General features: G+C 44.9%; 28 protein-coding genes and 1 pseudogene. 22 read left to right on the top strand and 7 right to left on the bottom strand.

Features of this window, described 5'->3' with window-relative positions:
* Positions 1-18 precede the first annotated feature (18 nt).
* The 7 genes from KFE98_19970 (at position 19) to KFE98_19940 (ending at position 4,348) form a co-directional block, all read left to right on the top strand.
* Positions 19-558, top strand: a complete 540-nt coding sequence (locus tag KFE98_19970) for a putative metal-dependent hydrolase (protein UTW64754.1) — start codon at positions 19-21, stop codon at positions 556-558.
* Positions 559-612: 54 nt separating this feature from the next.
* Complete coding sequence (locus tag KFE98_19965; protein ID UTW62251.1) at positions 613-1,035, top strand: hypothetical protein; 423 nt, start codon at positions 613-615, stop codon at positions 1,033-1,035.
* Between the two features lie 17 nt (positions 1,036-1,052).
* Positions 1,053-1,892, top strand: coding sequence for a hypothetical protein (locus KFE98_19960; protein UTW62250.1), 840 nt, complete (start codon positions 1,053-1,055; stop codon positions 1,890-1,892).
* 13 nt (positions 1,893-1,905) lie between these two features.
* The gene (locus KFE98_19955; GenBank protein UTW64753.1) at positions 1,906-2,478 is read left to right on the top strand and encodes a uracil-DNA glycosylase family protein; all 573 of its coding nucleotides are present in this window, start codon (positions 1,906-1,908) and stop codon (positions 2,476-2,478) included.
* A 67-nt stretch (positions 2,479-2,545) separates the two neighbouring features.
* Positions 2,546-3,016 (top strand): RidA family protein, encoded by a 471-nt coding sequence (locus KFE98_19950; protein ID UTW62249.1) that lies wholly within the window; start codon positions 2,546-2,548, stop codon positions 3,014-3,016.
* Between the two features lies 1 nt (position 3,017).
* Positions 3,018-3,803, top strand: a complete 786-nt coding sequence (locus KFE98_19945; protein ID UTW62248.1) for a PhzF family phenazine biosynthesis protein — start codon at positions 3,018-3,020, stop codon at positions 3,801-3,803.
* Between the two features lie 29 nt (positions 3,804-3,832).
* Positions 3,833-4,348 (top strand): hypothetical protein, encoded by a 516-nt coding sequence (locus KFE98_19940; GenBank protein UTW62247.1) that lies wholly within the window; start codon positions 3,833-3,835, stop codon positions 4,346-4,348.
* Here the strand turns inward: KFE98_19940 and KFE98_19935 are convergent.
* The gene (locus KFE98_19935) at positions 4,302-5,564 is read right to left on the bottom strand and encodes an MFS transporter (GenBank protein ID UTW62246.1); all 1,263 of its coding nucleotides are present in this window, start codon (positions 5,562-5,564) and stop codon (positions 4,302-4,304) included. The two genes, KFE98_19940 and KFE98_19935, sit on opposite strands and share 47 nt — an antisense overlap.
* Positions 5,565-5,632: 68 nt before the next feature.
* Between KFE98_19935 and KFE98_19930 the strand changes: the two genes are divergently transcribed.
* From KFE98_19930 to KFE98_19880, 11 genes and pseudogenes are all read left to right on the top strand, one after another.
* Positions 5,633-6,925 carry a deoxyribodipyrimidine photo-lyase gene (locus KFE98_19930; GenBank protein UTW62245.1) on the top strand — a complete coding sequence of 431 codons (1,293 nt, stop codon included), beginning with the start codon at positions 5,633-5,635 and terminating at the stop codon, positions 6,923-6,925.
* 101 nt (positions 6,926-7,026) lie between these two features.
* A complete protein-coding gene (locus KFE98_19925) occupies positions 7,027-7,599 on the top strand; it encodes a hypothetical protein (GenBank protein UTW62244.1) in 573 nt (190 codons plus the stop codon).
* A gap of 58 nt (positions 7,600-7,657) precedes the next feature.
* Positions 7,658-8,671: a haloacid dehalogenase-like hydrolase gene (locus KFE98_19920; protein ID UTW62243.1), complete on the top strand. Its 1,014-nt coding sequence runs from the start codon at positions 7,658-7,660 to the stop codon at positions 8,669-8,671.
* A 42-nt stretch (positions 8,672-8,713) separates the two neighbouring features.
* Positions 8,714-9,145 carry a hypothetical protein gene (locus KFE98_19915; GenBank protein UTW62242.1) on the top strand — a complete coding sequence of 144 codons (432 nt, stop codon included), beginning with the start codon at positions 8,714-8,716 and terminating at the stop codon, positions 9,143-9,145.
* A 347-nt stretch (positions 9,146-9,492) separates the two neighbouring features.
* Positions 9,493-9,980 (top strand): annotated as a pseudogene (locus tag KFE98_19910) (RNA polymerase sigma factor).
* Positions 9,973-11,589 (top strand): hypothetical protein, encoded by a 1,617-nt coding sequence (locus KFE98_19905; protein UTW62241.1) that lies wholly within the window; start codon positions 9,973-9,975, stop codon positions 11,587-11,589. The pseudogene KFE98_19910 and the gene KFE98_19905 overlap by 8 nt, the downstream one beginning before the upstream one ends.
* 74 nt (positions 11,590-11,663) lie before the next feature.
* Positions 11,664-12,470, top strand: coding sequence for a T9SS type A sorting domain-containing protein (locus KFE98_19900; GenBank protein UTW62240.1), 807 nt, complete (start codon positions 11,664-11,666; stop codon positions 12,468-12,470).
* Between the two features lie 170 nt (positions 12,471-12,640).
* Positions 12,641-13,219 carry a hypothetical protein gene (locus KFE98_19895; GenBank protein UTW64752.1) on the top strand — a complete coding sequence of 193 codons (579 nt, stop codon included), beginning with the start codon at positions 12,641-12,643 and terminating at the stop codon, positions 13,217-13,219.
* A gap of 311 nt (positions 13,220-13,530) precedes the next feature.
* Positions 13,531-13,977, top strand: a complete 447-nt coding sequence (locus KFE98_19890; GenBank protein UTW62239.1) for a hypothetical protein — start codon at positions 13,531-13,533, stop codon at positions 13,975-13,977.
* An 88-nt stretch (positions 13,978-14,065) separates the two neighbouring features.
* A complete protein-coding gene (locus tag KFE98_19885; GenBank protein UTW62238.1) occupies positions 14,066-14,629 on the top strand; it encodes a hypothetical protein in 564 nt (187 codons plus the stop codon).
* A 5-nt stretch (positions 14,630-14,634) separates the two neighbouring features.
* Positions 14,635-15,153: a GNAT family N-acetyltransferase gene (locus KFE98_19880; GenBank protein UTW62237.1), complete on the top strand. Its 519-nt coding sequence runs from the start codon at positions 14,635-14,637 to the stop codon at positions 15,151-15,153.
* Here KFE98_19880 and KFE98_19875 read toward each other — a convergent pair.
* On the bottom strand, positions 15,128-15,955 hold the full coding sequence (locus tag KFE98_19875; protein UTW62236.1) for a TonB family protein: 828 nt from the start codon (positions 15,953-15,955) through the stop codon (positions 15,128-15,130). The genes KFE98_19880 and KFE98_19875 overlap by 26 nt on opposite strands.
* 81 nt (positions 15,956-16,036) lie before the next feature.
* On the opposite strand from KFE98_19875, the gene KFE98_19870 reads away from it, so the two are divergent.
* The 3 genes from KFE98_19870 (at position 16,037) to KFE98_19860 (ending at position 17,683) form a co-directional block, all read left to right on the top strand.
* Entirely contained in the window at positions 16,037-16,561 is a 525-nt protein-coding gene (locus KFE98_19870) for an FKBP-type peptidyl-prolyl cis-trans isomerase (protein UTW62235.1), read from the top strand.
* Positions 16,558-17,412, top strand: coding sequence for an FKBP-type peptidyl-prolyl cis-trans isomerase (locus KFE98_19865; GenBank protein UTW62234.1), 855 nt, complete (start codon positions 16,558-16,560; stop codon positions 17,410-17,412). The genes KFE98_19870 and KFE98_19865 overlap by 4 nt, the downstream gene beginning before the upstream one ends.
* A 70-nt stretch (positions 17,413-17,482) precedes the next feature.
* On the top strand, positions 17,483-17,683 hold the full coding sequence (locus tag KFE98_19860) for a DUF2892 domain-containing protein (protein ID UTW62233.1): 201 nt from the start codon (positions 17,483-17,485) through the stop codon (positions 17,681-17,683).
* 2 nt (positions 17,684-17,685) lie between these two features.
* On the opposite strand, the gene KFE98_19855 is transcribed toward KFE98_19860, so the two are convergent.
* From KFE98_19855 to paaZ, 4 genes are read right to left on the bottom strand one after another with little or no spacing between them, the layout of a single operon-like run.
* A complete protein-coding gene (locus tag KFE98_19855) occupies positions 17,686-18,144 on the bottom strand; it encodes a low molecular weight phosphotyrosine protein phosphatase (protein ID UTW62232.1) in 459 nt (152 codons plus the stop codon).
* Positions 18,145-18,160: 16 nt separating this feature from the next.
* Positions 18,161-18,931, bottom strand: coding sequence for an enoyl-CoA hydratase/isomerase family protein (locus tag KFE98_19850; protein UTW62231.1), 771 nt, complete (start codon positions 18,929-18,931; stop codon positions 18,161-18,163).
* A gap of 13 nt (positions 18,932-18,944) precedes the next feature.
* The gene (locus KFE98_19845) at positions 18,945-19,697 is read right to left on the bottom strand and encodes a DUF3667 domain-containing protein (GenBank protein ID UTW62230.1); all 753 of its coding nucleotides are present in this window, start codon (positions 19,695-19,697) and stop codon (positions 18,945-18,947) included.
* Positions 19,698-19,710: 13 nt separating this feature from the next.
* Positions 19,711-21,759 (bottom strand): phenylacetic acid degradation bifunctional protein PaaZ, encoded by a 2,049-nt coding sequence (paaZ, locus tag KFE98_19840; protein UTW62229.1) that lies wholly within the window; start codon positions 21,757-21,759, stop codon positions 19,711-19,713.
* Between the two features lie 183 nt (positions 21,760-21,942).
* On the opposite strand from paaZ, the gene KFE98_19835 reads away from it, so the two are divergent.
* Positions 21,943-22,602, top strand: coding sequence for a hypothetical protein (locus tag KFE98_19835; GenBank protein UTW62228.1), 660 nt, complete (start codon positions 21,943-21,945; stop codon positions 22,600-22,602).
* Positions 22,603-22,618: 16 nt separating this feature from the next.
* On the opposite strand, the gene KFE98_19830 is transcribed toward KFE98_19835, so the two are convergent.
* Positions 22,619-23,860: a WG repeat-containing protein gene (locus KFE98_19830; protein ID UTW62227.1), complete on the bottom strand. Its 1,242-nt coding sequence runs from the start codon at positions 23,858-23,860 to the stop codon at positions 22,619-22,621.
* Between the last annotated feature and the right edge of the window lie 29 nt (positions 23,861-23,889).

Here is a 23,889-nt window from a genome sequence, read left to right as displayed (position 1 = left end):
AAATCAGCAAAACACATGATGGATGCAAAGGAATTAGAGGCACTGCGCTATCCCGTTGGGAAGTTTGAAAAGCCAACTACTATCAGCCCGGACCAGCGAAAAGCATGGATGGAAGAGATCGCTCTTTTTCCGGCTAATCTTCGAACCTTGGTACAAGGAATTTCGGAAGAGCAGAAGCAACTTCGATACCGTCCTGAGGGATGGACCCTTGCCCAGGTAGTTCACCATTGTGCCGACAGCCACCTCAATAGTTTGATCCGATTCAAATGGGCGCTCACGGAAAACAATCCGACCATTAAAGCCTATTTCGAAGATCGCTGGGCAGAGCTTCCAGATTCGCAAAATCTTGATTTAGAGCCTTCTCTCCAATTGCTGGAAGGGCTCCATAAACGATGGGCCTACTTGCTTACCCATTTGACGTCAGAACAACTTCAAAAAACTTTCGTTCACCCTGAAACCATGGATGCCATTTCCTTGGACCAGAATGTGGCGAACTATGCCTGGCATGGTCGTCACCATTTGGCCCATGTTAAAAATGCGTTAGAGTTAAAGTTTTGAATTTATTGAATTTATTTAATGTTTTGATTATTAGTGTTTAATAAATATTTTTTAGTGTCGTTTGTTGCCTTGGTTTTGATACTTCGGGTTCAGGCACAAGAGTCGTTTTTTACTTCAGATACATTGGGGTACTGGGAGCATGAACACCAGGGTAAGCTCTTCGTTTTGGGAGAGCGCTGGTACATTCAGCCCGAGAGCAGTTCAGATACCCTGTACTTTTCCAAAAAACTGGATAGAAATAGGGCCAAAGCCATTTTTGAATTTGATCAAATGGGAAGGTGCTACCTGCAATCCGGTCGAGGCGAATGTGGTAAATGGGGACCTGAGAACATTGCCCAGTACAAACGAGTAGAGGATACCCTTGCCATTTCTCCTTGGGAAGGGCCTTTTCCTGAGTTTTGGCTTCGTTCATCCTTTCTGATTCTTCGTCACGATTCCGACACTATGATTCTTCAGCGTGTTAGAGATAAGGAGTAAAGCCTTTATTTTGAGGGATGAAGAAAACCATCGCTTTCCATCTATTTCTACTTCTAATCTTAGGCTCCTGTAGCGAGTCAGCTCCGCAAAAGGAAACTCCTACTCCTCCACAACAGTCTTTAGCTCCTCCTGTTAGCGATTCTGTAAGAGAGGTCAATGTTCCTCTTGAAGAGCCTGAATTTAAGGTTTCGGAGGAGGAAATGGATGATGACTATGCCCTATTAATTTGTGGAATGCTTCACCAGGAAGAGCTTCCGGAGAATTGGAAGGAAGAAGGCTGGGTCGCCTTATTGAAAGTGGAAGGAAATCACGTTTTACGAATGGCGCACCTCCAGGTAGATTCGGTGCACGATCCTTTGGTGGATGAGGAGGATCAAAAAACAGGCTGGCAGGTACAAACCGACACCAAGGATGATGACTGCCATATCCTCATTCGCGGATTGCTGTTGCGTGAAAAATACCTGGATCCTATCTGGGAGAAGGTAGGGTATGTACTACCTGGTGATACTTTGGTACAGGAGTACAAGGGCAAGACCTATCGCCTCACAGCCGAAGGCAAATTGGTAGAACCTTCAGCTGAACTGGATTGGTACGGATGGGAACGCTACCGGCTCTTTCTGGAACGCCAATCGGATGAAGGATGGCAAAAAGATACCCTGGTCCAAATTCCAGACTTTAATGAAGCTATGGTAACTATTCTCTTTGCCGGTGACTTGGATGGTGACGGCGAGTTGGATTTGATTTTGGATAAAACCTTTCATTATAACCTCTACAACCCTGCTCTTTACCTATCGATTGAGGCGCCTCAAGGAAAACTACTCAAATTGGTTGCACAGCACGAAAGTGTAGGTTGTTAAGATGGCCGATTCCATTTCCATATTGCTCCAAAAAATCAGTGCCTGCCAGACTTGTGCAGCGCATTTGCCCCATGGTATCAATCCGGTGTTAACCGCCCATGAAAAGAGCCCAATCGTAATAATAGGTCAGGCTCCCGGACGCAAAGTGCACGAAAGCAGCATCCCCTGGGACGACAAGAGTGGCGACAATCTTAGGGCTTGGCTTGATGTGAGCAAAGAGGATTTTTACAATCCTCAAAAACTGGCCTTAATTCCCATGGGATTTTGTTATCCAGGAACAGGCAAATCGGGGGACCTACCCCCACGAAAGGAGTGTGCTCCTCAGTGGCACCCAGGATTGATGGACCAGATGAAGGAGGTGCAATTGGTCATTTTGATTGGACAATATGCTCAGCAGTATTACCTTAAAAAAAAGCGGTTATCCAATTTGACCGAGACCGTAAAGAACTTCAAATCATACCTACCTGAATTCTTTGTTTTACCGCATCCTTCACCCAGAAACAACATTTGGAGAGCTAAGAATCAGTGGTTTGACCAGGAAGTAATTCCTGAACTTCAAAAAACCGTTAAATATCTGCTTCCCTGAACCTTGACCAGGAAATGGATTCGCTATTTCACGTAGGTTTGTGCTTCATCACGGAAGTTTCTACCTAATGACTCAACAAGATCCTCTAAAAGCTCTGGAAGCATTGAATTTGCAGCTACCGGAGCCCAGCAATCCTGGAGGGAATTACACCTCAGTTAATATTCGCGGAAACGTGGCTTGGATCGCCATTCAATTTCCCATTCTCAATGGGGAGTTCAGGTACCAAGGGCGTTTAGGTAAAGAAATCAATACCGAACAGGGGACTTTGGCCATGCAGCTTTGTGCGTTAAACGTATTATCCCAAGTTCACGCCAAGATTGGTTTTGACCGAATGGCGGGATTAAATCACCTCGAAGCTTGTTATCAGGGAACCGATGAATGGGATGATGCTCCCCTTGTTTTTAATGGCGCTTCGGATCTAATGGTGGAAGTACTGGGAGAAAAAGGAATGCACTCAAGGTCCTTATTCGGTGTGGCTCACTTGCCACGAAATTTTTGTGTTGGTTTAACGGCACATTTCACACTTAAAGAAGGTTGATATGAAAATTTCGATGTACCAGGTGGACGCTTTTACTCATTCCGTATTTGGCGGTAACCCGGCAGCTGTTTGTCTTTTAGACCATGAAATACCAGCGGAACTCATGCAGCAAATTGCGGCAGAAAATAACCTGGCAGAAACGGCTTTTCTTTTGCCCCAGGACTCCACCATCCAGATTCGATGGTTTACACCTACGGTTGAGGTAGACCTTTGCGGACACGCAACTTTGGCCTCGGCTCATGTGTTATTTCAAGAATTTAGGAGAAATGCAGAGTCCATATCCTTTTATTCTCCCAGAAGTGGAGCTCTTTCTGTAAGCAGAAGCGGAGATTGGTTGACCCTCGATTTTCCCGTAGATCAATTTCATCAAACCGATGCGCCTCCCTTGTTAGAGGAAGCCATTGGGCGCAAACCTTTGGACGCATACCGGGGCAAAACAGATTACCTGTTAATATACCCGAGTGAAGTAGATATAGCTTCCATAGATCCCGATATGGCTTTGCTCAAAAGGGCTGGTGGTCGTGGGGTGATAGTTTCGGCACCTGGAGATCATTGTGACTTTGTTTCCAGGTTTTTTGCGCCACAATCCGGAATTGATGAAGATCCGGTAACCGGTTCGGCTCATACCACCTTAACGCCGTACTGGAGCAATCGATTGGGGAAGAAGCAACTGACTGCTCAACAAATATCGAAACGGGGAGGAGATTTACGCTGTGAGGATAAGGGAGATCGAATTCTTATTTCGGGGCAGGCGGTAACCTTTTTTAAGGGGCAAATAGAGGTTTAAAATGGCATGATGCTTGAATAGGATTGGTCATGAAAATTTCCTTGACCATCCTATTAATACTCCTTAGCATAGCCGGAGTAGCTCAAACCGACACCAGTGCGTGGAAAGTCCATCCAGATCTACAAGAAGTGGAGGAAGAGAAGCTCCCTTGTTATGATCACGTTCATCCCGAAAGCCAGTTAACGGACGAAGCCTTCAGGAAAGGTTGGAAGCTGGTCGATTACAGTCTTTCTAAATGCGACCACAATTCCAATGCCTATGAATCCGTCAGCCGGGTTAAGTCAACAAAGACGATCGGAGATACGACTTGGATAGAAACCCAAGTGATTAAAAACTGCTGTGGCGGCTCCTCTGCTGAGATTCAATGGGTTGATTCCGAAACGATCAATCTTGTGGTTCGCGAGGTGGAAGGATGTACCGGATGCTTTTGTTATTGCGTTTTTTGCGGAACCTGGATTATTGATCATGGAGAGGTGAGTCCACCAAAAAACATCCAACTTACCGTGGAATTAATTGACTACTCTTCCGGAAAAAGAACAAAGTAAACGCCCCTAAAAGACCAAAACCGCTAAGAACTAAAAACACCAATTGATGACCGAGAGATCCGGGATAGGTATCCAATAAATAGCCCATCAATGGACTCATGAAAATATCGGGGGTATAACCAATCACGGACATCAGTCCCACGGCTGCACCTGTTGAGCTTAAAGGAATGTGAGCTTCTTCGAGTAAGGCAAAGTAAATACCACGTAAGGCATAGACCCCGGCCACAGATGCGAGCAAAAGAACCACACTGAGCATCGTCCAAACTCGAAAGAAATCACCGGCAATAAGCAATCCACCTAAAACGAGTGAGGCAAAACACATCATTCCCACTTTGGAAGCTGAATAACGATCGGCAAGAAACCCTGCCAGCACTGCAAATAGAGGTCGCATCCAAAGAGCTGCGGTACCCACTCCAGCAGATTGAATCTGATCAAAGCCCAATACATCATGAGCATAGAGCGAAAGGTCGTCGGTTATTTTGTAGCCCGAATAGGCACAAACGATAATAATTCCCTGAAGCCAAATGCTACGCTGCTTGAACAAGGGTAAAAGGTGTCTCAAATTGATCCGGGTATAGGCTTCTTGCTTAATGGTTTTAGCTGGAATGGCCATCCAGACCCAAATACCGCTGGCCAGTACCATCAAACTGATTCCCAGAATGACCATTCCAAAGGACGATAGATGTTGGGCTTGCACATTTCCATCACCAGTCTCATCCATTAATACGGAAAAGAGGGCCAATCCAAAAGCGCCAATTAGGGCTGCGGCCAACCCTCGGCCACCTTCAAGCAAACCAAATGCACGGCCTTGAAAACGAGAACCGCCCCATTCGCGGGTAGCTCTGATCAATGCAGCCCAAAAGAGTAGGATAGTGGTCATTCCCCAAAAGCCATAAAGCCACATGAGTTGCTGTTGAGAAGGAATGGTAAGTAAAAACAATCCTCCCACACCGGTTGCCCACAAAGCAAACGACATCAGGTTGCGAGCGGGAAAACGATCCGCCAAAGGCCCTCCGAAGAAGTAGGAAACGGTGGCTACAATACCGTAAATGGAAAAACAAGTGCCGAGTTGTAGGTTGTTGAGTTCAAAGACTTCTAAAAAAGTAGGACGAAATATGCGCACCAAAACAAAGGGTAGAAAGAAAATGGCTTCACCCGCTACAATGAGCGACAGCAAGGTGGAAGGGGAGTGGTTCGCAAATTTTGAGCCTGACATGCTACAAATATGACCGATTCGGTTGGAATGTTCAAACCATTTTTGGAATAGTATGTTTAACCATAAGTATGGAGAAAGTAGTTGCATTTTGGTTTAGAAGAGATCTTAGGTTGGAGGATAATCGCGGCTTACATCGGGCTATTGAGTCGGGGTACAAGGTGCTTCCGGTATTTTTCTTCGATCCTGATATTCTGGACGATTTGCCACGAAACGATGCCCGGGTAACTTTTATCCATCAAAGGTTGAATGCCCTTCAAGCAGAACTGCAAAGTTTGGGATCATCGCTTTATGTTCGCTATGAAAGGCCAGAGGTAGGATGGAAACACTTATCCGAACAGTTTGATTTGCAGGGCGTTTTCTTCAACCGGGACTACGAACCCTATGCTCGGAAACGGGATCAGCAAATAGAGGGGTGGCTCAACGAAAGTGGGATTGCCGTTCATTCGTTCAAAGACCAGGTCATCTTTGAAACCGACGAGGTATTAAAACCAGATGGCAAGCCATACACCGTTTTTACACCCTATAAACGTCAATGGATGGCTCGGTTTACCGAGAAGGATAAACAGCCTTATCCAAAACCCGATCAAGGGTTCGTTTCTTGGAATGGGGAGCTCCCTTCTTTGGAGGAAATGGGTTTCGAGTCCTCATCCATTCGAGTACCCGACTATGATTTGAGCCAACTGGATCGCTATGGCGAGGTGCGCAATTTTCCAGGCTTGGATGCCACCAGTCAAATTGGCCCCCATCTTCGATTTGGTACCATTGGCATTCGAAAATTGATTGCTGGCTTGGGAAGTCAACATGAGGTATATCTCAATGAGTTGATTTGGAGGGAGTTTTTCATGCAGATTCTCTATCACTTTCCAGAGAACGTTCATCGCAACTTCAAATCTCAATACGATGGAGTGCCTTGGCGAAACCATGCTGAAGATTTTGAGTTGTGGTGTCAAGGCAAAACGGGCTACCCATTGGTAGATGCAGGAATGCGGGAGCTATTGGAAACTGGGCGTATGAGTAATCGGGTTCGCATGGTGGTGGCTGGCTTTCTTTGCAAGCACTTATTGATTCATTGGTCTTGGGGAGAGGCTTTCTTCGCCAAACATTTGCTCGACTTCGAATTATCGGCCAACAACGGAAATTGGCAATGGGCAGCTGGCACGGGCTGCGATGCGGCACCCTACTTTAGGATATTCAATCCGATGACCCAGCAGGAAAAATTTGATGCTCAAGGCAGTTACGTAAAGCGATGGGTTCCTGAGTGGGGAACGGACCAGTACCCAAAGCCAATGGTTGAGCATACTTTTGCTCGTAATCGTGCCCTTGAAGCCTTTCAAAAGGCAACCCGCTTGGATCCTGCTTAATAGTTTCACCAAATAACGGTAAAACGTGTCATCCATCGTTTAATCTCTAAGATGGTAGACGAAAGCCTGATCTCCTCCGTTTTTCAGGAAACAGCTTAAAAATGACTCAAAAACCATCTCCCTTAAGACCATTTGGGGTATTGGTAATATTGACAATCATCCTCCTTATGGCATTGATGGGGTGCTCCGTTCCCGAATCAGGGGAAATCTGTTCCCCCGAACGCACAAACCTTGTTTATGAAGCCGCACGCAAAAGGGGCTTTGAAGCCTACAATAACCTCGAATCGGCCCAGCAGTGCAGCCGAGTTAATGGTAAACCGATTTTGCTAGTATTTACCGGATGGGCTTTTCTTTCAGATCAGGCTTTGCCGTGGAAGGTTCTCGAGGATACCGAGATTAAGGATAGGGTAAAGAACGACTTTCTCCTAGTTACCCTTTATGTGGATGATAAGTCTAAAATACCCAATCCTCAAAACCCAAATGACAGTATTACCTGGGGTGAATCGAACCTCAAATTTCAGGTAGAACGTTTCCAAACCAATGTAAACCCGCTCTTTGTTCTACTCAATTCTGAGTTGGAACCTATCGGAGAAGTAAAGGGATATACCCCTATCGAAGAGCGGGAAAGTTTTTTACGCTTTCTGGATCAGGTCTCTACGGTCGAGGAAAAGTAAATGGGAACTTAACCTGCAATTCCCTTTTCAGAGGACCAGAAATTTGTAAACTTGAACTATGAAATATTTCTGGTTAATTCCTGCATTGAGTTCAGTACTCCTGCTGGCCTGCGAAGCTCCTCAAAAAAGTGAACCTGCTCCTTCTGAGCCTCCTGCAAAGACCTATTTGTCTTCTTGGAATGATGGCACCGTTAAGCAATCTATCTTGAAGTTTGTGGACGAGGTGAGTGATAGCACAAACCCCAATTTTGTTCCGGTAGGAGATCGAATAGCCACTTTTGATAACGATGGGACCCTTTGGTGCGAACGTCCTTTGTATTTCCAGTTTTATTTCGTGTTGGATCAAATTCGTGCTCAGGCGAAAGATCATCCGGAGTGGCAGGATAAGCAGCCCTTTAAAGATGTTATTGCCGGAGATGACGATGCCATCTTTCGCTACGGTGTAGAGGGAATCGTTACGCTTATGTCGTCTGCTGTTCCGCCCAAGAATGTGGAAGATTATGACCTGATGATTCAAAACTGGCTGGATACCGCTCGCCATCCTACCACCGGCAAGGCCTATACCGATATGGTCTATGTGCCCATGTTGGAGCTTTTGGAATGCTTGAGGGATCACGGTTTTAAAACCTTCATCGTTTCCGGTGGTGGGTTAGAATTTATGCGTCCTTGGATGAATCAGGTCTATGGTATTCCAACGGATCAGGTAGTGGGAAGCTACAACAAGCTTGAATTTACTACCGAAAACGGAAAGCCAGTCATCATCCGTCAGCAGGAGATGGACAACTTTAATGATCGCGATGAAAAGCCATTGAACATTCGCCGTTTTATTGGTAAACGACCTATTGCTGCATTTGGAAATTCGGATGGAGATTTGTCCATGCTGCGTTATACAGCGGCTGGCGATGGCGCTCGTTTGATGATGTATGTGCACCATACGGATAGTGTAAGAGAATGGGCCTACGATCGTGGTTCACTGGTAGGTGGTTTGGACAAAGGTCTCGACACAGCTCGTGCCAAAGGTTGGTTGGTTATGGATATGGACAAGGATTGGAACCAGGTATTTCCTAAGTAATCCAGTAGTTAAGTGTACTATCCGGCAAACAAAACTCAGAATATGAAAAAATTACTTCTCCTTCCGATTCTAACCCTAATCTTCATTACTTCCGTTCAAGCCCAGAAAAAAGTGCAATGGGAGGCCTTCGTAGATGGTCGTCTGGTTTCACGTTCTCAAGTGCCAGAGGGGGAGCTTAAAGTAAGCATCAATGCTTCTGAGGTTTCGAGTGATGCCTCATTTGGAGTGCGGGTATATACCTTGCAGCCTTGCCTTTCCTGCTACCAGGTTTTGGTAATTAAAAACAAAGAGGGAGAGGTGTATACAGAAGCGGAAACCAACCAAAAAGAAGGGGAGATGTCTGTGCCATTCGCAGATCTGTTCGGTTATTGGGCACAACAATCAGAAGGTCATTTTCAAGTTTACTCCTACCTAAGAACGCCTTCTGGTCAGAAAATGAAAGAGGAGTTTCTTTTCGATCTGCACTTCGAGTAGAAAGAAGCAGAAGCAGAATTAAAAACCAACCTAAAATCCAGAATCGAGATACGAGCGCGGAGATTAGAATGTAATTCCATGATTAACTCGGATGATTCCCCCAATATTTATAGGATCCCCATATTCAAGATTACCTGCGGTGATCGCTTCGCTCTGGGTTGAAAATTCAAGATTCGAGATTCAAGATTGAAGACTCCCCCGTCCGTTCATCAAAAAAAATTGGACCTTGATGCAGCGTTTTTCAATTTTGGGTATCTATTAGAGTAAACGTGCACATTCTTTCCGACCATACACTGGAAGAACTGATTCATCTCTGCCAAAAAGAAGACTTAAAGGCACAAAGGGAGATGTACCGCATCTATTCACCGGAGATGTTCAAACTGTGTATGCGCTATGGTGACTGTAGGCAAGACGCCGAAGACATGTTGCAGGAAGGATTTATTAAAGTATTCGGGGGATACGATCCTACCGCCAGGAAGGTTCATTTGAAGGCTGGATGCGTAGAATATTTGTCAATACGGCATTGAAGCATATTCAACGCGAAAAGAAGCACCGGCACCAAGAGAATCTGGATCAACTTTCACTACCCGTCGATAACAAATCCGAAGCTCCATTCGAAATGAATGAGCTCCTGTCACTCATTCAACGGCTACCTTCTGGTTATCGGACAGTATTCAACCTTAATGTGATGGATGGATACAGTCACCAGGAAATCGGAATGAAGTTGGGCATTTCGGAAAGTAGCTCCAGATCTCAACTGGCCCGAGCTAAAAAACTGCTAAGGGAAGGACTGGAAAAGCTGGAAGAACGAACGAAAAACAGAAAAGATGGCTGAAGAAAAAGATCCATTTTTTGATCTGTTTCGAGAAGAAATTGATCAGGTTCATGTGGAGCCTTCTGAAGAGGTTTGGAACTCGTTGGAGAATCGTCTTACTCGCAAAAAAAGAAGGGGAGGCTGGTTTTTCTACCTGGCCGGATTGGCTGCCGTAGCTTCAGTTGGCCTGGTGTTGCTTTTGCCTTTTCCTGAAGACAACCCTGATGCCTTAACCGACCTGGCTGAGCCAACAAAAGCAGTGGAAAAAACGGAATCTTCTTCTTTGAAAGGAAGATCAGCGGCAACAGCATCGCAACCCACCACAACCGAAAACCAAAAGAATACATCCGTACAGCCCGAGGAGACTTCCTCAAAACCCCCTGTTGCAACTGAAAATCAAACAGCCCCGTTAGCTGAGCAAGCTACGACTCCACTAAAGACGCAAACTACCACCCAGCCTGAGAATGTCGCTGATTGGGAAACCAACGCTTCTGATCGGATGGCATCCCATTCCCCGGCTCAGTCATCCACTTTAACGGCGAAGGTCCCAGACATCCAACAATCGACCTTGGTATCACCTATGGAGCAATGGGTTTCTCTTAAACCCATCTCCTTAGTGGCCCTTCCTGAAGCAAGGATGGATGAACAGCTTAGTCCAATTACATTCAATGATCAAGGACTAACAGAGCCTAAACCTTCGAAGTTTTACTCCAGAGGGAAAACAGTTGAGCTCCAGGTTGCGGCGCTTTTTGGTCAACAACAGCCCTTCAACCCTGAAGATGTTCCTTCCGAAGATTTGTTCGTTTCCACCAATCGGGTGAGCCAAAAAATGGTGAATTCAAAAACCGATGGCTCTTTTAACTGGAGCATTGGTGCCCGAGGGGGAATTCAGTTGTTTAAAGGATTTTATTTCACCGGAGGAATTCAGTACGATCAATGGTCAGGAAAAGGATATACCTACTATAATCAAGTATATGAGAATCGCACGGTGATATCGGTGGAACATTGGGCACCGAAAACGGTGGAACGGGTGGTGGAACAAACCGAGGGTACTCAGCTCACCACCAATCAATTTAACAACATGTACAGTCACTTGAACAGTAATCAGGGGACTACCACCTTCGAAAACGATGGTCTGATTGGGGCTGGAACGAACTTTCCGGCTCCTCAAAAACCCAAAACCAGGGTAATCACCGAAACCATTTATACCGTTGAGAATACCGAAATTACGGTTATTGATCATGCGAGCTACGATGATACCGTGGTGAGTAATTACCGCCAGCAGGTGGTATCGGTGCCGCTCCAGTTGCGTTGGATGTGGCAGGTAAAAAGAGGAAAACTCAGTAAACTCGGAGGGTTCTTGGGATCAGGTGTCTCTTTGCAGGCCTTAAACGCCTATAGAATGGAGTCACACAGTGTTTCTACTGCCTATGAGAACAACTTGGTAAATAGCCGCAATCAGGTGTTTAAGAATACCGATGCCTTATTCTCCCTCGGCTTGTCCTACCAGCTTGATCCCAGAACATCCTTGTTTATTAGTCCTGAATACCGCGTACCAATGGGAGGGCAAAGGGATGTTTCTCCCGGAAATTCCTGGCGTGCGGCCGGTGGACTTCTCATCCAATTTTAACCGCTTATAAAAAAAAGCCATCGCCGTGCAGCGTTTTGAAAAACCATGGGGTCTTAGAAATAAAACAAACACCCATGAAGAACCTGCTGTTCACCACACTCTTTACTTTGTTCCTGTTTGGGGCAAATGCACAAAACTTCCAAACATTGGGCACCGATGCCAATGGCGATCGTAGACAACCCTTTGCTCCGGATCTAATCAGCTTCGCCATGGCTGTGGATTCCATTCAGGATTCACTTTGGCTAAAAATTGAAGCCGCAGACTCCATTACCGGAGATTGGGGAATGATCATCCTTTTTGATACCAACGAAACTCCTACGAGTGGTAAATCTTGGGCATTGCAGCACAATGCCATGAACAATTCCATGAAATACAACCGTAAGTTGGAGATCCTTAATAATAAATTCTTCCCGCCTACCCATACTATGTTGCTAGATACATCGGGTATGTGGTTCTCCCAGAATATCGATTTATCCTATCCTACGCCCAATACTTTGGTAGTGCGTTTGGTGCTATCGGAAGTAGACGATGATACCCGAATGAATGTGGTTGTTGGTGGCTCTGGATTTGGCGGTCAGGTATACGATGAAATGCCGGATAATGTCTATTTCTCCTTTTCAGCTCCGTCTTCTACTTTGAGTCAAATCGAACACCAAAAATCGAGCACCATTCGAATTTACCCGAATCCAGCTCAAGATATCATTCACTTCCAATCTTCAGAACCTTTGACGTCATTGGAGATTGTAAACATGCTTGGGGAAGTGATGATTCATTCTTCAGAAACCAGCATAAATACAGAGGCACTCAGCAATGGCCTTTACCTGGTACGCTACCAATTGATCGGAGGCGAGCAGGGAGTTGAACAACTAATTATTCACTAATTAAAACCTATCTCAAAATGAACAAATCGCTTTTTATGCTGGCCTTGCTCAGCCTTGTATTGTCCTTTACGTCCTGTAAAAAGGATCCTGGAAACGACCCTATCGATGATCCGGTTTCAGACGGATGTGTTGATTCCACCAAAATCAGTCAGGAAATTGTTTGTTTCACCATGTACGACCCCGTTTGTGGATGTAACGGAGTAACCTATGGAAACCCCTGTGAAGCGGAATATTACGGCGGAGTAACCAAATGGACGAGTGGCCCATGTAAAGGGAAGGTTCCTGTGAAAATGTGTGTAAACCCGACTCAAATTGACTTGAATAGATCGTGTACTATGGAGTATAATCCGGTTTGCGGATGTAATGGGGTGACTTATTCGAACCCATGTGAGGCCAAGTATAGAGGAGGGGTGACGAGTTGGAAGCCAGGAGCCTGTAAGCCTAAACCCACTCAAAAAGTGACTATTTGCCCAGGAGAGTGTGTAACTCTTCCTAACTCTATCGCCTTGTTTCCAAACAATGGTTCCAAAAGCTTTAAGAGTTACTCATGGACTCCTACCACGGGTGTAGATTGTCCTACCTGTGAAACCACCAAGGTGTGTCCAACAGAAACCACTACCTATACCTTAACCGTGGATGAAATGTATCATTCTGGTGATAGCACCGTTTGGTTTTGCGGTACCGGAATGCCAAGAAAAACCTATCAGCTTTTCTACGAAGTCGTAGTAGATACCTGTGATTTGCGCTAATACCCCTGTATCTTTTAGCTGAGCTTTTGACGAATAGCGGACTTGTTCCGCTATTTTTTTGCTTCAAACTCAAGAAAATTCGGTTACTCGAAAACTATTTCATGCACTTCACAAAATGGAGGCTTTCTGAAGAATCATGGATTTGGCTTTGTGCTATTTTGCACCCTCTTTTTTGTAATTCTTCATACGCGAGGGTAGAAGGGATTGGATGCGGTTAGAGGGAAACCGTTCCAAAATTATTCCGTGCAGCGTTTGTAGTGAAGCCAAATTGAAAACGGTTGAAGGAATCGAGCCATTCTGATCCTTCCCCTATGCACACGGGAAAGGATCGCCAACAGAAACTACGCGAACAAAACCTTCCCTTAGCTTTGGTGGCCGGAGCATTGTCCGCCATCAGCATGGGTTTAGGGTGGTTTTTCTTGTCTTTTTATGCAGGGAGTCACTTGAGTTTTATTGCCATACCGGTGTCCCTGCTTTTGGCCTTTTTCGTGCACTTGGCAGGAAAGGGGGTGAGTCCCTTATTCGGATGGGTAGGAGTGCTTTGTCAACTGGCTTGTTGTCTTTTTGCAATCCATTTGAGAGCCATTGATCGATTTGCGGAACAAAACAAGATATCCTTTCTCGAAGCCTTTTCCTTTTTTCCTGCTGATCCCTTATTGGATTGGATGATGCCCGTGATCCATCCGTTAGACCTTGTTTTCTGCTCCCTCTCGGTATTAATTGCCTATCGGTATTCGTTTAAAGAAGAGAAGAGATAAGCTAGATTAAGTTCTTTGCAAACAGGAGCACTGGCTTGATCAAATCTTCCTTTTGAGGTTGGTCCAATTTTCCGATTTTTGAGCAGATATGAAGACAGGCAGTTTTGTAAGTAAGTTTTCCTTGATTTTGGGCGTGGTTTTTCTCTCAGGATGTTTATTCGTTTCCTGTAATGATTCTGATGCCGAGTATGATGAGGAATACGAATATGTGGACGAGGAGTACGAGGAAGAGCCAGCGGAACCCATAAGAACACCCTTGAGTTTGAATCTTCAGGTGGGAGATTCTCAAACGGTTTATGTTCAGGATTTTCGCCTGACCGAAGGGTATCAAAAAAACGAAGACTCCAGACTTGGACTTTGGGGGGTGGTTAAAATCGTTACTCAGGTATACGAGGAGGAATGGAAAAAAGACCCCAATTTGATTATGAAGGGGCATGTGGAATATTTGCTCAATATTGATCCCGATGGCACCCTACGAATGATCAATGAGGAGGCCATAAGTTTTGAAGATGAAAACCAATTGAAAGTCGCAGCAAATTTTGCTCGGGGAATTGTTACCCGTGAAATTCGATTTCCGCCACCCAATCAATACATTCAGATCTGGGTTCGGATTGGTCTTAAACCGAAATCTACTTTAAACCAAAATCCATAGAAGTGATGTCTTCCATTCCAAATCCCACTAAGAGATTGGCTTTTAAGCAACTTGAACTCCAGGATGCAACTTGGTTTGCCGAGTTGAACCAAGACGCCGAGGTACTCAAATACACGGGCGACCAGCCTTTTGAAAACTTAGAGGCGGCTCAATCCTTTTTGGGAGGGTATCAGGAATATCAAAATCACGGTTTTGGAAGGTGGGCTGTAGTTCTTCGTTCCACGGGAGAGCCTATTGGATGGTGCGGTTTGAAGCGCAATGAGGAAGATGAGGTGGATATTGGCTTTCGATTCTTTAGAAAACACTGGAATTGCGGCTATGCCACTGAGGCAGCCAAGGCGTGTTTGGATTGGGGGTTAAACGAAAAGCGACTTGCTTATATCGTTGGAAGATCGATGAAAGAAAACGAAGCCTCCATTCGGGTACTGGAAAAAATTGGAATGAGCTTCTGGAAAGAAAATGAAGTTCCTGGCTTACATACTGCCGTTTACTACCGCATTAACGGCCCGAAGTCCCTTGATTAAATACTTCGTGGTAGGTACTTGAACTGGTGCCAAATCCAATGCTGGAGATCATGTAGGTTCTCACGGCTGTATCATCTACTACGGCAGGATACCAGCGCAGCGACTTGATTAACCGCAGTGCTTCTTCTGTACATCCTGCCGGGAGCGTTTGTTCCACCTTAATGTTGGTTAAGTTACCACTTTGCTCAATGACGAAAGAGACGATCACTTGTCCTTTGATACCCAACTTCAAGGCTTCTTGGGGATATTCCAATTTTGCCGAAATGTAGTGTAGGTAATCCCGGTAGTTTTCATTCTTCTCGTACATCGGGTAGGGCTTGGTTTCCAAGGTTTGATACTTGTACAGCGTTTCAGTGCTATCAATCGGTTCATGAATGTACATGATCTCCTGGTAGCCCCGTTTGGTGTAGACCTTCACCCAGTTTTTTCGATTGAAATTGAAAACCATTTTCTCCGATTGGGATGACCAGTTGACCCTTCTCGAATTTTCTGAAAAGCAGATTTTTTTGAATAGGCGCATACCTTCAGCTGCCAGGGTAGGGCTTGGAGACGAACTGACCTTGACATCTGTAGGAATGCCATCGACGGGTAATTTGTATTCAATCACCACATCTCCATCGGTTTCGGTTTTGATATCCTCCAAAGGATACTCCATTTCCAGGTAAATCAACTGCTTTACTTGTTTCATTCCACCGTTGGGAGAATTGATGGACTTATTGATCGATTCGAGAGAAGCTTTTTGGCTCCAGGCTTGAAGACCTGGAATTAACAACGCAATTAGAAAAAGCCTGGAAAAATGCATAGGTATCAGTATTATTCGATGCAAAAAATACTATTTTCTGTCAGAGAGCTTACTTTTGAAAACATCTATTTAGTAGACGGAATGAAATACGGTCTTGTTGTTGTTTGGGCGGTGGTGTTAACCTCACTTTTTTCCTGTGAGGGGAAGCAGTCAGAAGATTCCTCGAAGCCAAAAAACTTGGGGAAGGAAGAGTTGATTGATCGAAATAAGGATATTGTGGTACAGGAGAATCAGCGCATTGAAGCTTTCATTAGTCGCCGCAACTGGCCCATGAAATCCTCAGGTACCGGATTGAGGTATTGGATCATGGAAGAGGGTACGGGTGATTCTGTTCGCACCGGAGATGTGATTGCCGTTAATTATGAGATTAGTTTGTTGGACGGCACGGTGTGCTATTCAAGTGATGAAAATAAACCCGAGCATTTTAAAGTAGGAATGGATCAAGTGGAATCTGGGTTGCATGAAGGTGTGACCTACCTCAAAGTAGGAGATCGGGCGCGGTTCATTTTACCTCCACACTTGGCTCATGGCTTAGCAGGCGACATGAATAAAATTCCTCCGCGATCAACCCTTATCTACGACATTCGAATAGTTAGCAAGTCATGATCTTTCGATTTTTGTTGGGCCTTTTTTTGGCCTTAAGTCTGACTTCTTGTGATCCCCTTCGATGGGATGGCTATTCCGTTACGGACAGCGGCGTGTACTACAAGTTGCACTATCCAGGAGATGGTGAACGTAAAGCGCAACCTGGCGATCGGGTTTATGCGCAGTTGTTGGTTTTAACGGAATCAGATTCTGTAGTATACGACAACCGGATGCAAACAGGAGACCTGTTAGACTTAACCCTGATCAAAAATTCCGGTGGAGGATTAGGCGAAGCGCTAAGTCTCCTTCACGAGGGTGATTCAGCAACTTTTTTGTTTCCCACAGAAAATACCTCTTTATCTGATCTTCTCGGTCTGGAGAACTTGCCAAAAGAGGGGAGGGCTAAGGTTTCGATTCAACTCAATAAACTGATTCCTCCGGCAGGTAAGCAGCACCTTACTGGCCCTGATCCGGAAATGGAAGAAATGAAGGTTATGATGGCCTACCTTAAAGAAGAGGAAATTTCATCGGAGAATCACGTTCAAGATGTCTATATCCTACCTATTAAGCCTGGGAAAGGTAATCGGGCACAAAGTGGCCAACAGGTTCGAATAGCCTACAAGGGCTACTTCCTCGATGGTACGCTGTTCGACGATAGTTGGGCATCTTACAAAGCTTTGGATTTTCAGTTGGGAAAACCTGATCAGGTCATCCGGGGAATTGAAATTGCCTTGCATCAGATGCGAAAGGGGGAAGAGGTTCGTTTAATTATTCCCTATTACCTTGCATTTGGTCAAGAAGGCTCTTCCACGGGCATCGTTCCACCTTATACTACAGTGATTTATGAGGTGAAACTGATCAGTGTTCAATAATTTCGATCAAGTACACAACAACGGTACAAGCGGTAACGTTCACACTCTTTAAACCCTATAATTTTGCGGCATGAAGTCGAATATGAGTAGTGCGGACCGCTTGGTGAGATTGATGATTGCCGTGATATTGGCAGCCTTGTATTTTGGAAATGTGGTAATTGGTACCATGGGCCAGACCCTGGTGATCTTAGCCGCCGTATTTACCTTTACTTCTCTTTCCCGGGTATGTCTGCTTTATCTGCCCTTTAGATATAGCACCAAAAAGTCCTGAATTTAGCTGATTTTGTCAGCAATATTGTCGCAGGCCTCGTTGATCATCTGATACACGTTTTCAAAGCCCTGTTCGCCGCCCCAATAGGGATCGGGTACTTCTTCAAAAGAATCTGGGTTCCTTTCGTTCAGCAATAAATCTACTTTCGATTTGTCATCCTCGCCCCGAGCCATGGCCAATACATTGGCATAATTGCTTTTGTCCATCACATATATCCGGTCGAAGCGATCAAAATCTTCTACCTGAAACTGGCGGCCACGAAGGGATGAAATATCAATGCCGTGCGATTTACCACTGGCAATGCTTCTGGGATCGGGATGTTCTCCTACATGATAGGCTGCAGTTCCCGCTGAATCTACTTCGGCATCCAAACCACGTTCTTCAATTTTGTGACGCATCACGCCTTCTGCCAAGGGAGAACGGCAAATGTTTCCCAGGCAAACCATTAATATTCTTTCCATAGCTAAAGGACTAAGCTTATTTCTTTTTGAAGGAATTGATGGCGTTAACCGTAAAATCAGAAAGGACCAATTTTCCACTCATTGCAGCACGCTCCATAAGTAGGTCGTCCCAGTGTTCGGTTCCTTCCCAAAATACACCTTTGAGCAATTGCATGGCTTCAGGGTTACTCTTGGCCAATTTCTGAGCCAGCGTGTCAATGGCTTCATCCATTTCTTCTGCCGTTTCGAAAATCTCGCCATACAGCCCTTTTTCCTTGGCCCATTCGGCGCTGTACCAGGTGGTAGCATCAATGGCCATCATACTCATGGCAGAGGTACCTACTTTACGTTCCACAGCGGGTCCAACCACAAAGGGCCCAATTCCAACTGCTAATTCAGACAATTTAACTGCGGCATGTTTGGTCGCATAGCAGTAGTCTACGGCACTTGCCATTCCAACACCACCACCAACGGCCTTACCCTGAACCCGTCCAATGATGAATTTAGGGCATTTACGAGCTGCATTAATCACATTGGCAAAACCCGAGAAAAAGGTTTTACCCGTTTCGAAATCCTGAATAGAAATCAATTCATCGAAAGAGGCACCGGCGCAAAAAGCACGATCACCAGCTGATTTCAAAACAATTACTTTCACATCATCCTGTTGACCCAACTCGGTAATAGTTTGAGCAAGTTTGGCCAAAATCTTTCCCGGAAGGGAGTTACTCATCGGGTGAAAAAACTCAACCGTGGCGATCCCTTCTACGATCGATTGTTCCACATATCCTTGTTCTGTAATAGCAGTCATATTTGTCTAATAGTTACTTAAAAAATTTGTAGTACAACAGGAACATTCCTCCCAATGTAAAGGCATATATGATCAAGTTTATCGTTGAGGCAAGAATGATTTTGATCAAACTCACAAAAACATTCTCCTTGTATACCTTAATGTAGTACCATAAGGAATAGATATAAGGAAACGTGCTCCAAACGATGGCGGTGATCATGAATATTTTCCTGTCGAGAAAAGTGAGCAAATACATCGGGATGTTTATCAAATTGGTGATTCCCGTGATGTAGGTGATTACAACCAGGTGCTCGGCCAGGTTGTATTTCAATTTTCGGAACAACAACGAATTAATTATTGCTCCGGTAGGAATTGTTAAAAAGAGGAAGATGGTAAAATACTGCCTCAACATTTTTTGAAACAGCTTTCCAGCCTCGTTGCCATTAATATTAATCGAAGGACCGGCCTGTTGCGCTTGTATGTCCCAAATACTGTCCATTCCCGGTAATCCTATAAAGGCAATAGAAGTAAGGGTGATCGTAAGCAGGAGAAATTTGAAGGGCTCAAAATAGTGGGCTCGTTTGCCCTCCATAAACTCTGTCAAAACAACGCCTGGCCGAATAATGAGAGCAAAAACGGTATGTAAAAAACTGTTGTCATAACTCAGAATATGCCCCGAAGTATTATCTATGATATACTTCAAGGTGATTCTGGGAAGGACCTTTTGGCCACATACCGAACAGTATCTACCCGGGTTTTCAGCTCCGCAATTCTGGCAGGTTTCCATCCTCCTTAATTACTTAGGCGCTTTGATCCAGTTTTTTGATCATGGTAAGAATGGTAGCAATGGCTACGGTTTCACCTGTTTCATCGTAAACTTCTACCAGGAACTTAACAATACCCTTGGCGATATCTTCTTCGCTTCGTTTTTCCTGATCTACCTTTTCCTTTACGGTAAAGTTTACACCAATAGTAGCTCCGGCGTAGACAGGTTTAACAAAACGACATTCTTCCAATCCGTAGTTCAACAGAACGGGCCCCTTACCTGGATCCACAAAAAGACCAGCAGCTGCGGATAGTATAAAGTATCCGTGAGCTACACGCTCCTCAAAAATGGTTCCTTCTAAAGAGGTTGTATCGGTATGGGCATAGAAGTGATCCCAGCTAACATTGGCAAAGTTCACAATGTCGCCTTCGGTAATCGTCCGTTTATGGGTAATAACGGTTTCTCCAACTTCCAGTTCTTCAAAGTGCTTGCGGAAAACGTGTTTTCCGGGATCTTTGAATTTGGCTCCCACCTGAAACTGTTGCGTAATGTGTGATAGGGTAGTAGGGCTTCCCTGAATAGCGGTACGTTGCATGTAATGGAAAACGCCTCGCTTTCCACCCATTTCTTCACCACCACCAGCTCTACCTGGACCACCATGCACCAATAGTGGCATTGGAGAACCGTGACCTGTACTTTCTTTAGCACAGTCTTCATTCAAAATCAGAACACGTCCGTGTAAGCAGGCAGCACCTAAAGTAAAGTCTCGAGCAATGTCGTCGTTACCCGTAGTGATGGAGGTAACCAAAGATCCTTTACCCATCTTGGCCAAATCGATGGCTTCATCCAGGTTTTTGTAAGGAATCAGAGTTGATACAGGACCGAAAGCTTCCAGGTTGTGGCAGTCCGTTTTGTGGAATGGATCGTCGTTGCGGAAAAGGATAGGGGCCAGGAAGGCTCCTTTGTCCCGATCAGCACCGGTCACTTCAAAATTGTCCAAGTCCCCGTACACGATTTCCTGCGAGTCTGCAAGCTGCTTGATTTTGTCAGCAACCTCGGCTACTTGAGATTTACCGGCCAAGGCACCCATTCTCACGCCTTCTGATTGAGGATCACCCACTACAGTTTTGGCCAATGATTTACCCAAAGCGATTTGAACGTCTTCGATTAGGTTTTCAGGAACGATGATCCGGCGAATGGCGGTACATTTTTGTCCAGCCTTTACGGTCATTTCTTTGCGTACTTCTTTGATGAAGATGTCGAACTCAGGAGTGCCTGGTACAGCATCTTCTCCCAATACGGAACAGTTTAATGAATCTGCTTCCATATTAAAAGGTACTGCCTGATCGATCAGTCGTGGGTTGCTCTTCAGCATTTTTCCAGTACTGGCCGAACCGGTAAAGGTCACAACGTCCTGACTTTCTACATGATCGATAATGCCATGGGCTGAACCACAAATCAATTGAAGTGATCCTTCGGGTAAAATACCCGATTCGATGATGTCTTTTACAACCAACTCGGTTAGGAAAGAAGTAATGGTAGCGGGCTTAACAACAGCCGGTACACCAGCTAACCAGTTTACCGCCACTTTTTCCAACATTCCCCATACCGGGAAATTGTAGGCGTTAATGTGTAAGGCAACTCCTTGTTTAGGAACCTGAATGTGGTGCCCAATAAATGAACCACCCTTACTCAATGGGGCCATTTCCCCATCCACATAGTAGGGGAGGTCAGGAAATTGTCTTCTTAAACTGGCGTAGGCAAACAAGTTGCCGATTCCACCTTCAATATCGATCCACGAGTCCATTTTAGTGGCTCCGGTAGCCCAACTCAACTCGTAGTATTTTGCTTTTCTTTCAAACAGGTAAAGGGCCAGGGCCTTCAACATACGTCCGCGTTCCTGAAAGGTCATTTTGCGAAGACTTGGTCCTCCGGTTCTACGACCGTAGTCCAAAATTTCACCAAATTGAAGTCCTTCGCTGCTCGCTGTTGCTATAGTGGCGCCTGTAATCGCATGGTGTAGGGCTTTTCCATCGCCGCTACCAGCCTGCCATTGGCCTAAAACGTAGTTCTGTAATTTCATGGGATAAAGGTATGAATTGTACCGTGTTCAGCATGCAAGTATACAAATGAAAATTGGGCTCCGCCAGCTCATTCAATCCAGGGGTAGCCGAGGTTTTGCTAATATCTTGGTTTGAAGGTTATTTAACGATTCACAGCGCAATGATTCGAAGGATATTCAGCTCGGTAATGTACATTCGTAAATGTGGAAACGCTGGACGACGAAATCTACCAATCGGAGAAAAAGGGCTATACCATTCGACCTGGAAAAGCCAACTTGCTGTATCTCGCCTTATCGGTTGGTATTGTCTATTCCCTTTCGCAATCCTTCGCTCCGGCATTGGACTCAGTTTTCAATCTGAATCGAGGAGCGAAGAGTTTTTTGTTTATTCCAGTGTTGGTTTCTGCCGTTATGGTGTCATGGGAGTTGGTGCGCTACTTTCGCTTCTACCATATGAAATGGGCAGGAGACTTGACCCTGGCATTGCTGGTTTTTGAGGCTCTTAACTACCTGGATGAAATCCTGGCCCTTCCCATGGAGATTGAAGGAGTTTCCTGGATTAAAACTGGTATCGGATTTATTCTCCTGATTTTGACTTTTTTCTGGGTGATTTTTGTTCTTAGAAAATCGAATTGGAAAGGCCAGTTACGTGCCTATTCATGGCTACGTTCCTATGCCTGGATTAATATTGCCAATATGGTAATCTCCGTTTTGGGTGTAGCCTTACTCTACTATTTCTATTTGGTTATAGATTCCAGTGGAGAAGGGTACTTAGAAACTTTACCGCTTTTGTCACTTTTGGCAGTTCCTCCCTATGTGTTGTTGATTTTCTTTTTTAAGGAGTTAAAATCTCCTGAAGAATAAACACGTTGAATTCGAATTAATCCTCGATCATGGTAACCCCAATGTAATCCAATGGCTCAGAACAGACTTGTTGTCCTTGGGTGTCAATCAGATTCCATTGTTTTTTGGATTTGGCTCTGGCAATACCATTTTGGTACAGCGGCTGCTTTAACACGTTGTAGGACGCAATTCCCATAGGAGGTAACTCAAACAAGTTGTCATAAGCAGGCTCAATCACAATGTTTCCTGATTCATCCACAAAGCCCCAGAGTTTTTTGAACATCACGGGAACCATTCCTTGAGAAGGGTAGGCTACGTGAGCATAGGCGGGTTGGATAATCCACTCTCCTTTGCTGTTGATGAATCCCCATTTGCCTTTTTGGGCTGCAGGAATATAGCCTCTTACCATAGGCTTAACAGATTCAAACTGTGGTTCAGCCAACCAGTTTCCATCTCCATCGATCAATCCTACTTTTTTGCCCACAATCACCCGGGCTACTCCTTCTGTGAAATCGTGAACCTTGTCTACTTTGCCTAAGTTTAGTTCGGTTCCGTCTGCTTTCAAGAAGGTGTATCCATTATCGGTCAAAACGCGGGCATGTTTTTCCTGAAAGTCAAAGGTGTTGCCGTATTTAGGTTCAACCAGCCACTCGCCATTTTGACGAATGTAGCCCCATTTATCTCCCACTAATACGCGGGCAAATCCTTCATGAAAGTCTTTGGCTTTATCGTATTGAGCCTCGATAGTCCATTCTCCCTGATCATTTACATAACCGAATTTGCCTTTGGTTTTGTCCAATACCAATCCGTATCCTTCCGAAAAGTTGTGCAGCTTCATGTTGCTACCTACGGAATATTCATTTCCTTCTTTATCTACATAAATCCATTCCGTGCCCTTAAGCACCATGGCTCGATCTTCCTTAAAAGGTTTGGCCTTGACGTATTTGGCCGCAATCATTTCTTCACCCTCAGGACTGTAATAGCCAAACTTTTCGTTTTTGCGAAACATGACCATGCCTCCTCCGGCTTTCAGGTAATCATGCTCTACCGCCAATACGAGTTCCCCCGATCGGTTGATCAATCCATGGCGATCTGATTTCATAACAACACCTACGTTGCCATCCATTTTAAAAACTCGATCGTATTCCGGCTTAACCACCCATTCACAGTGTTCATTGATGTAGCCATATTGCTTGCCTGATTTGGCAACGTACAAATTCTTTTGAGCAAATAGTCCGGTGGTTGCGAGTAGTAAGCAGAGGGTATAAAAGGTTTTCATGGATCTAATTAGTTTGATCCTCAAAATTA

The organism is bacterium SCSIO 12741, from assembly GCA_024398055.1.
Classification (GTDB): domain Bacteria; phylum Bacteroidota; class Bacteroidia; order Flavobacteriales_G; family Salibacteraceae; genus SCSIO-12741.
The sequence above is the reverse complement of the archived record's forward strand: the minus strand, read 5'-3'. Positions and strand labels throughout refer to the sequence as shown.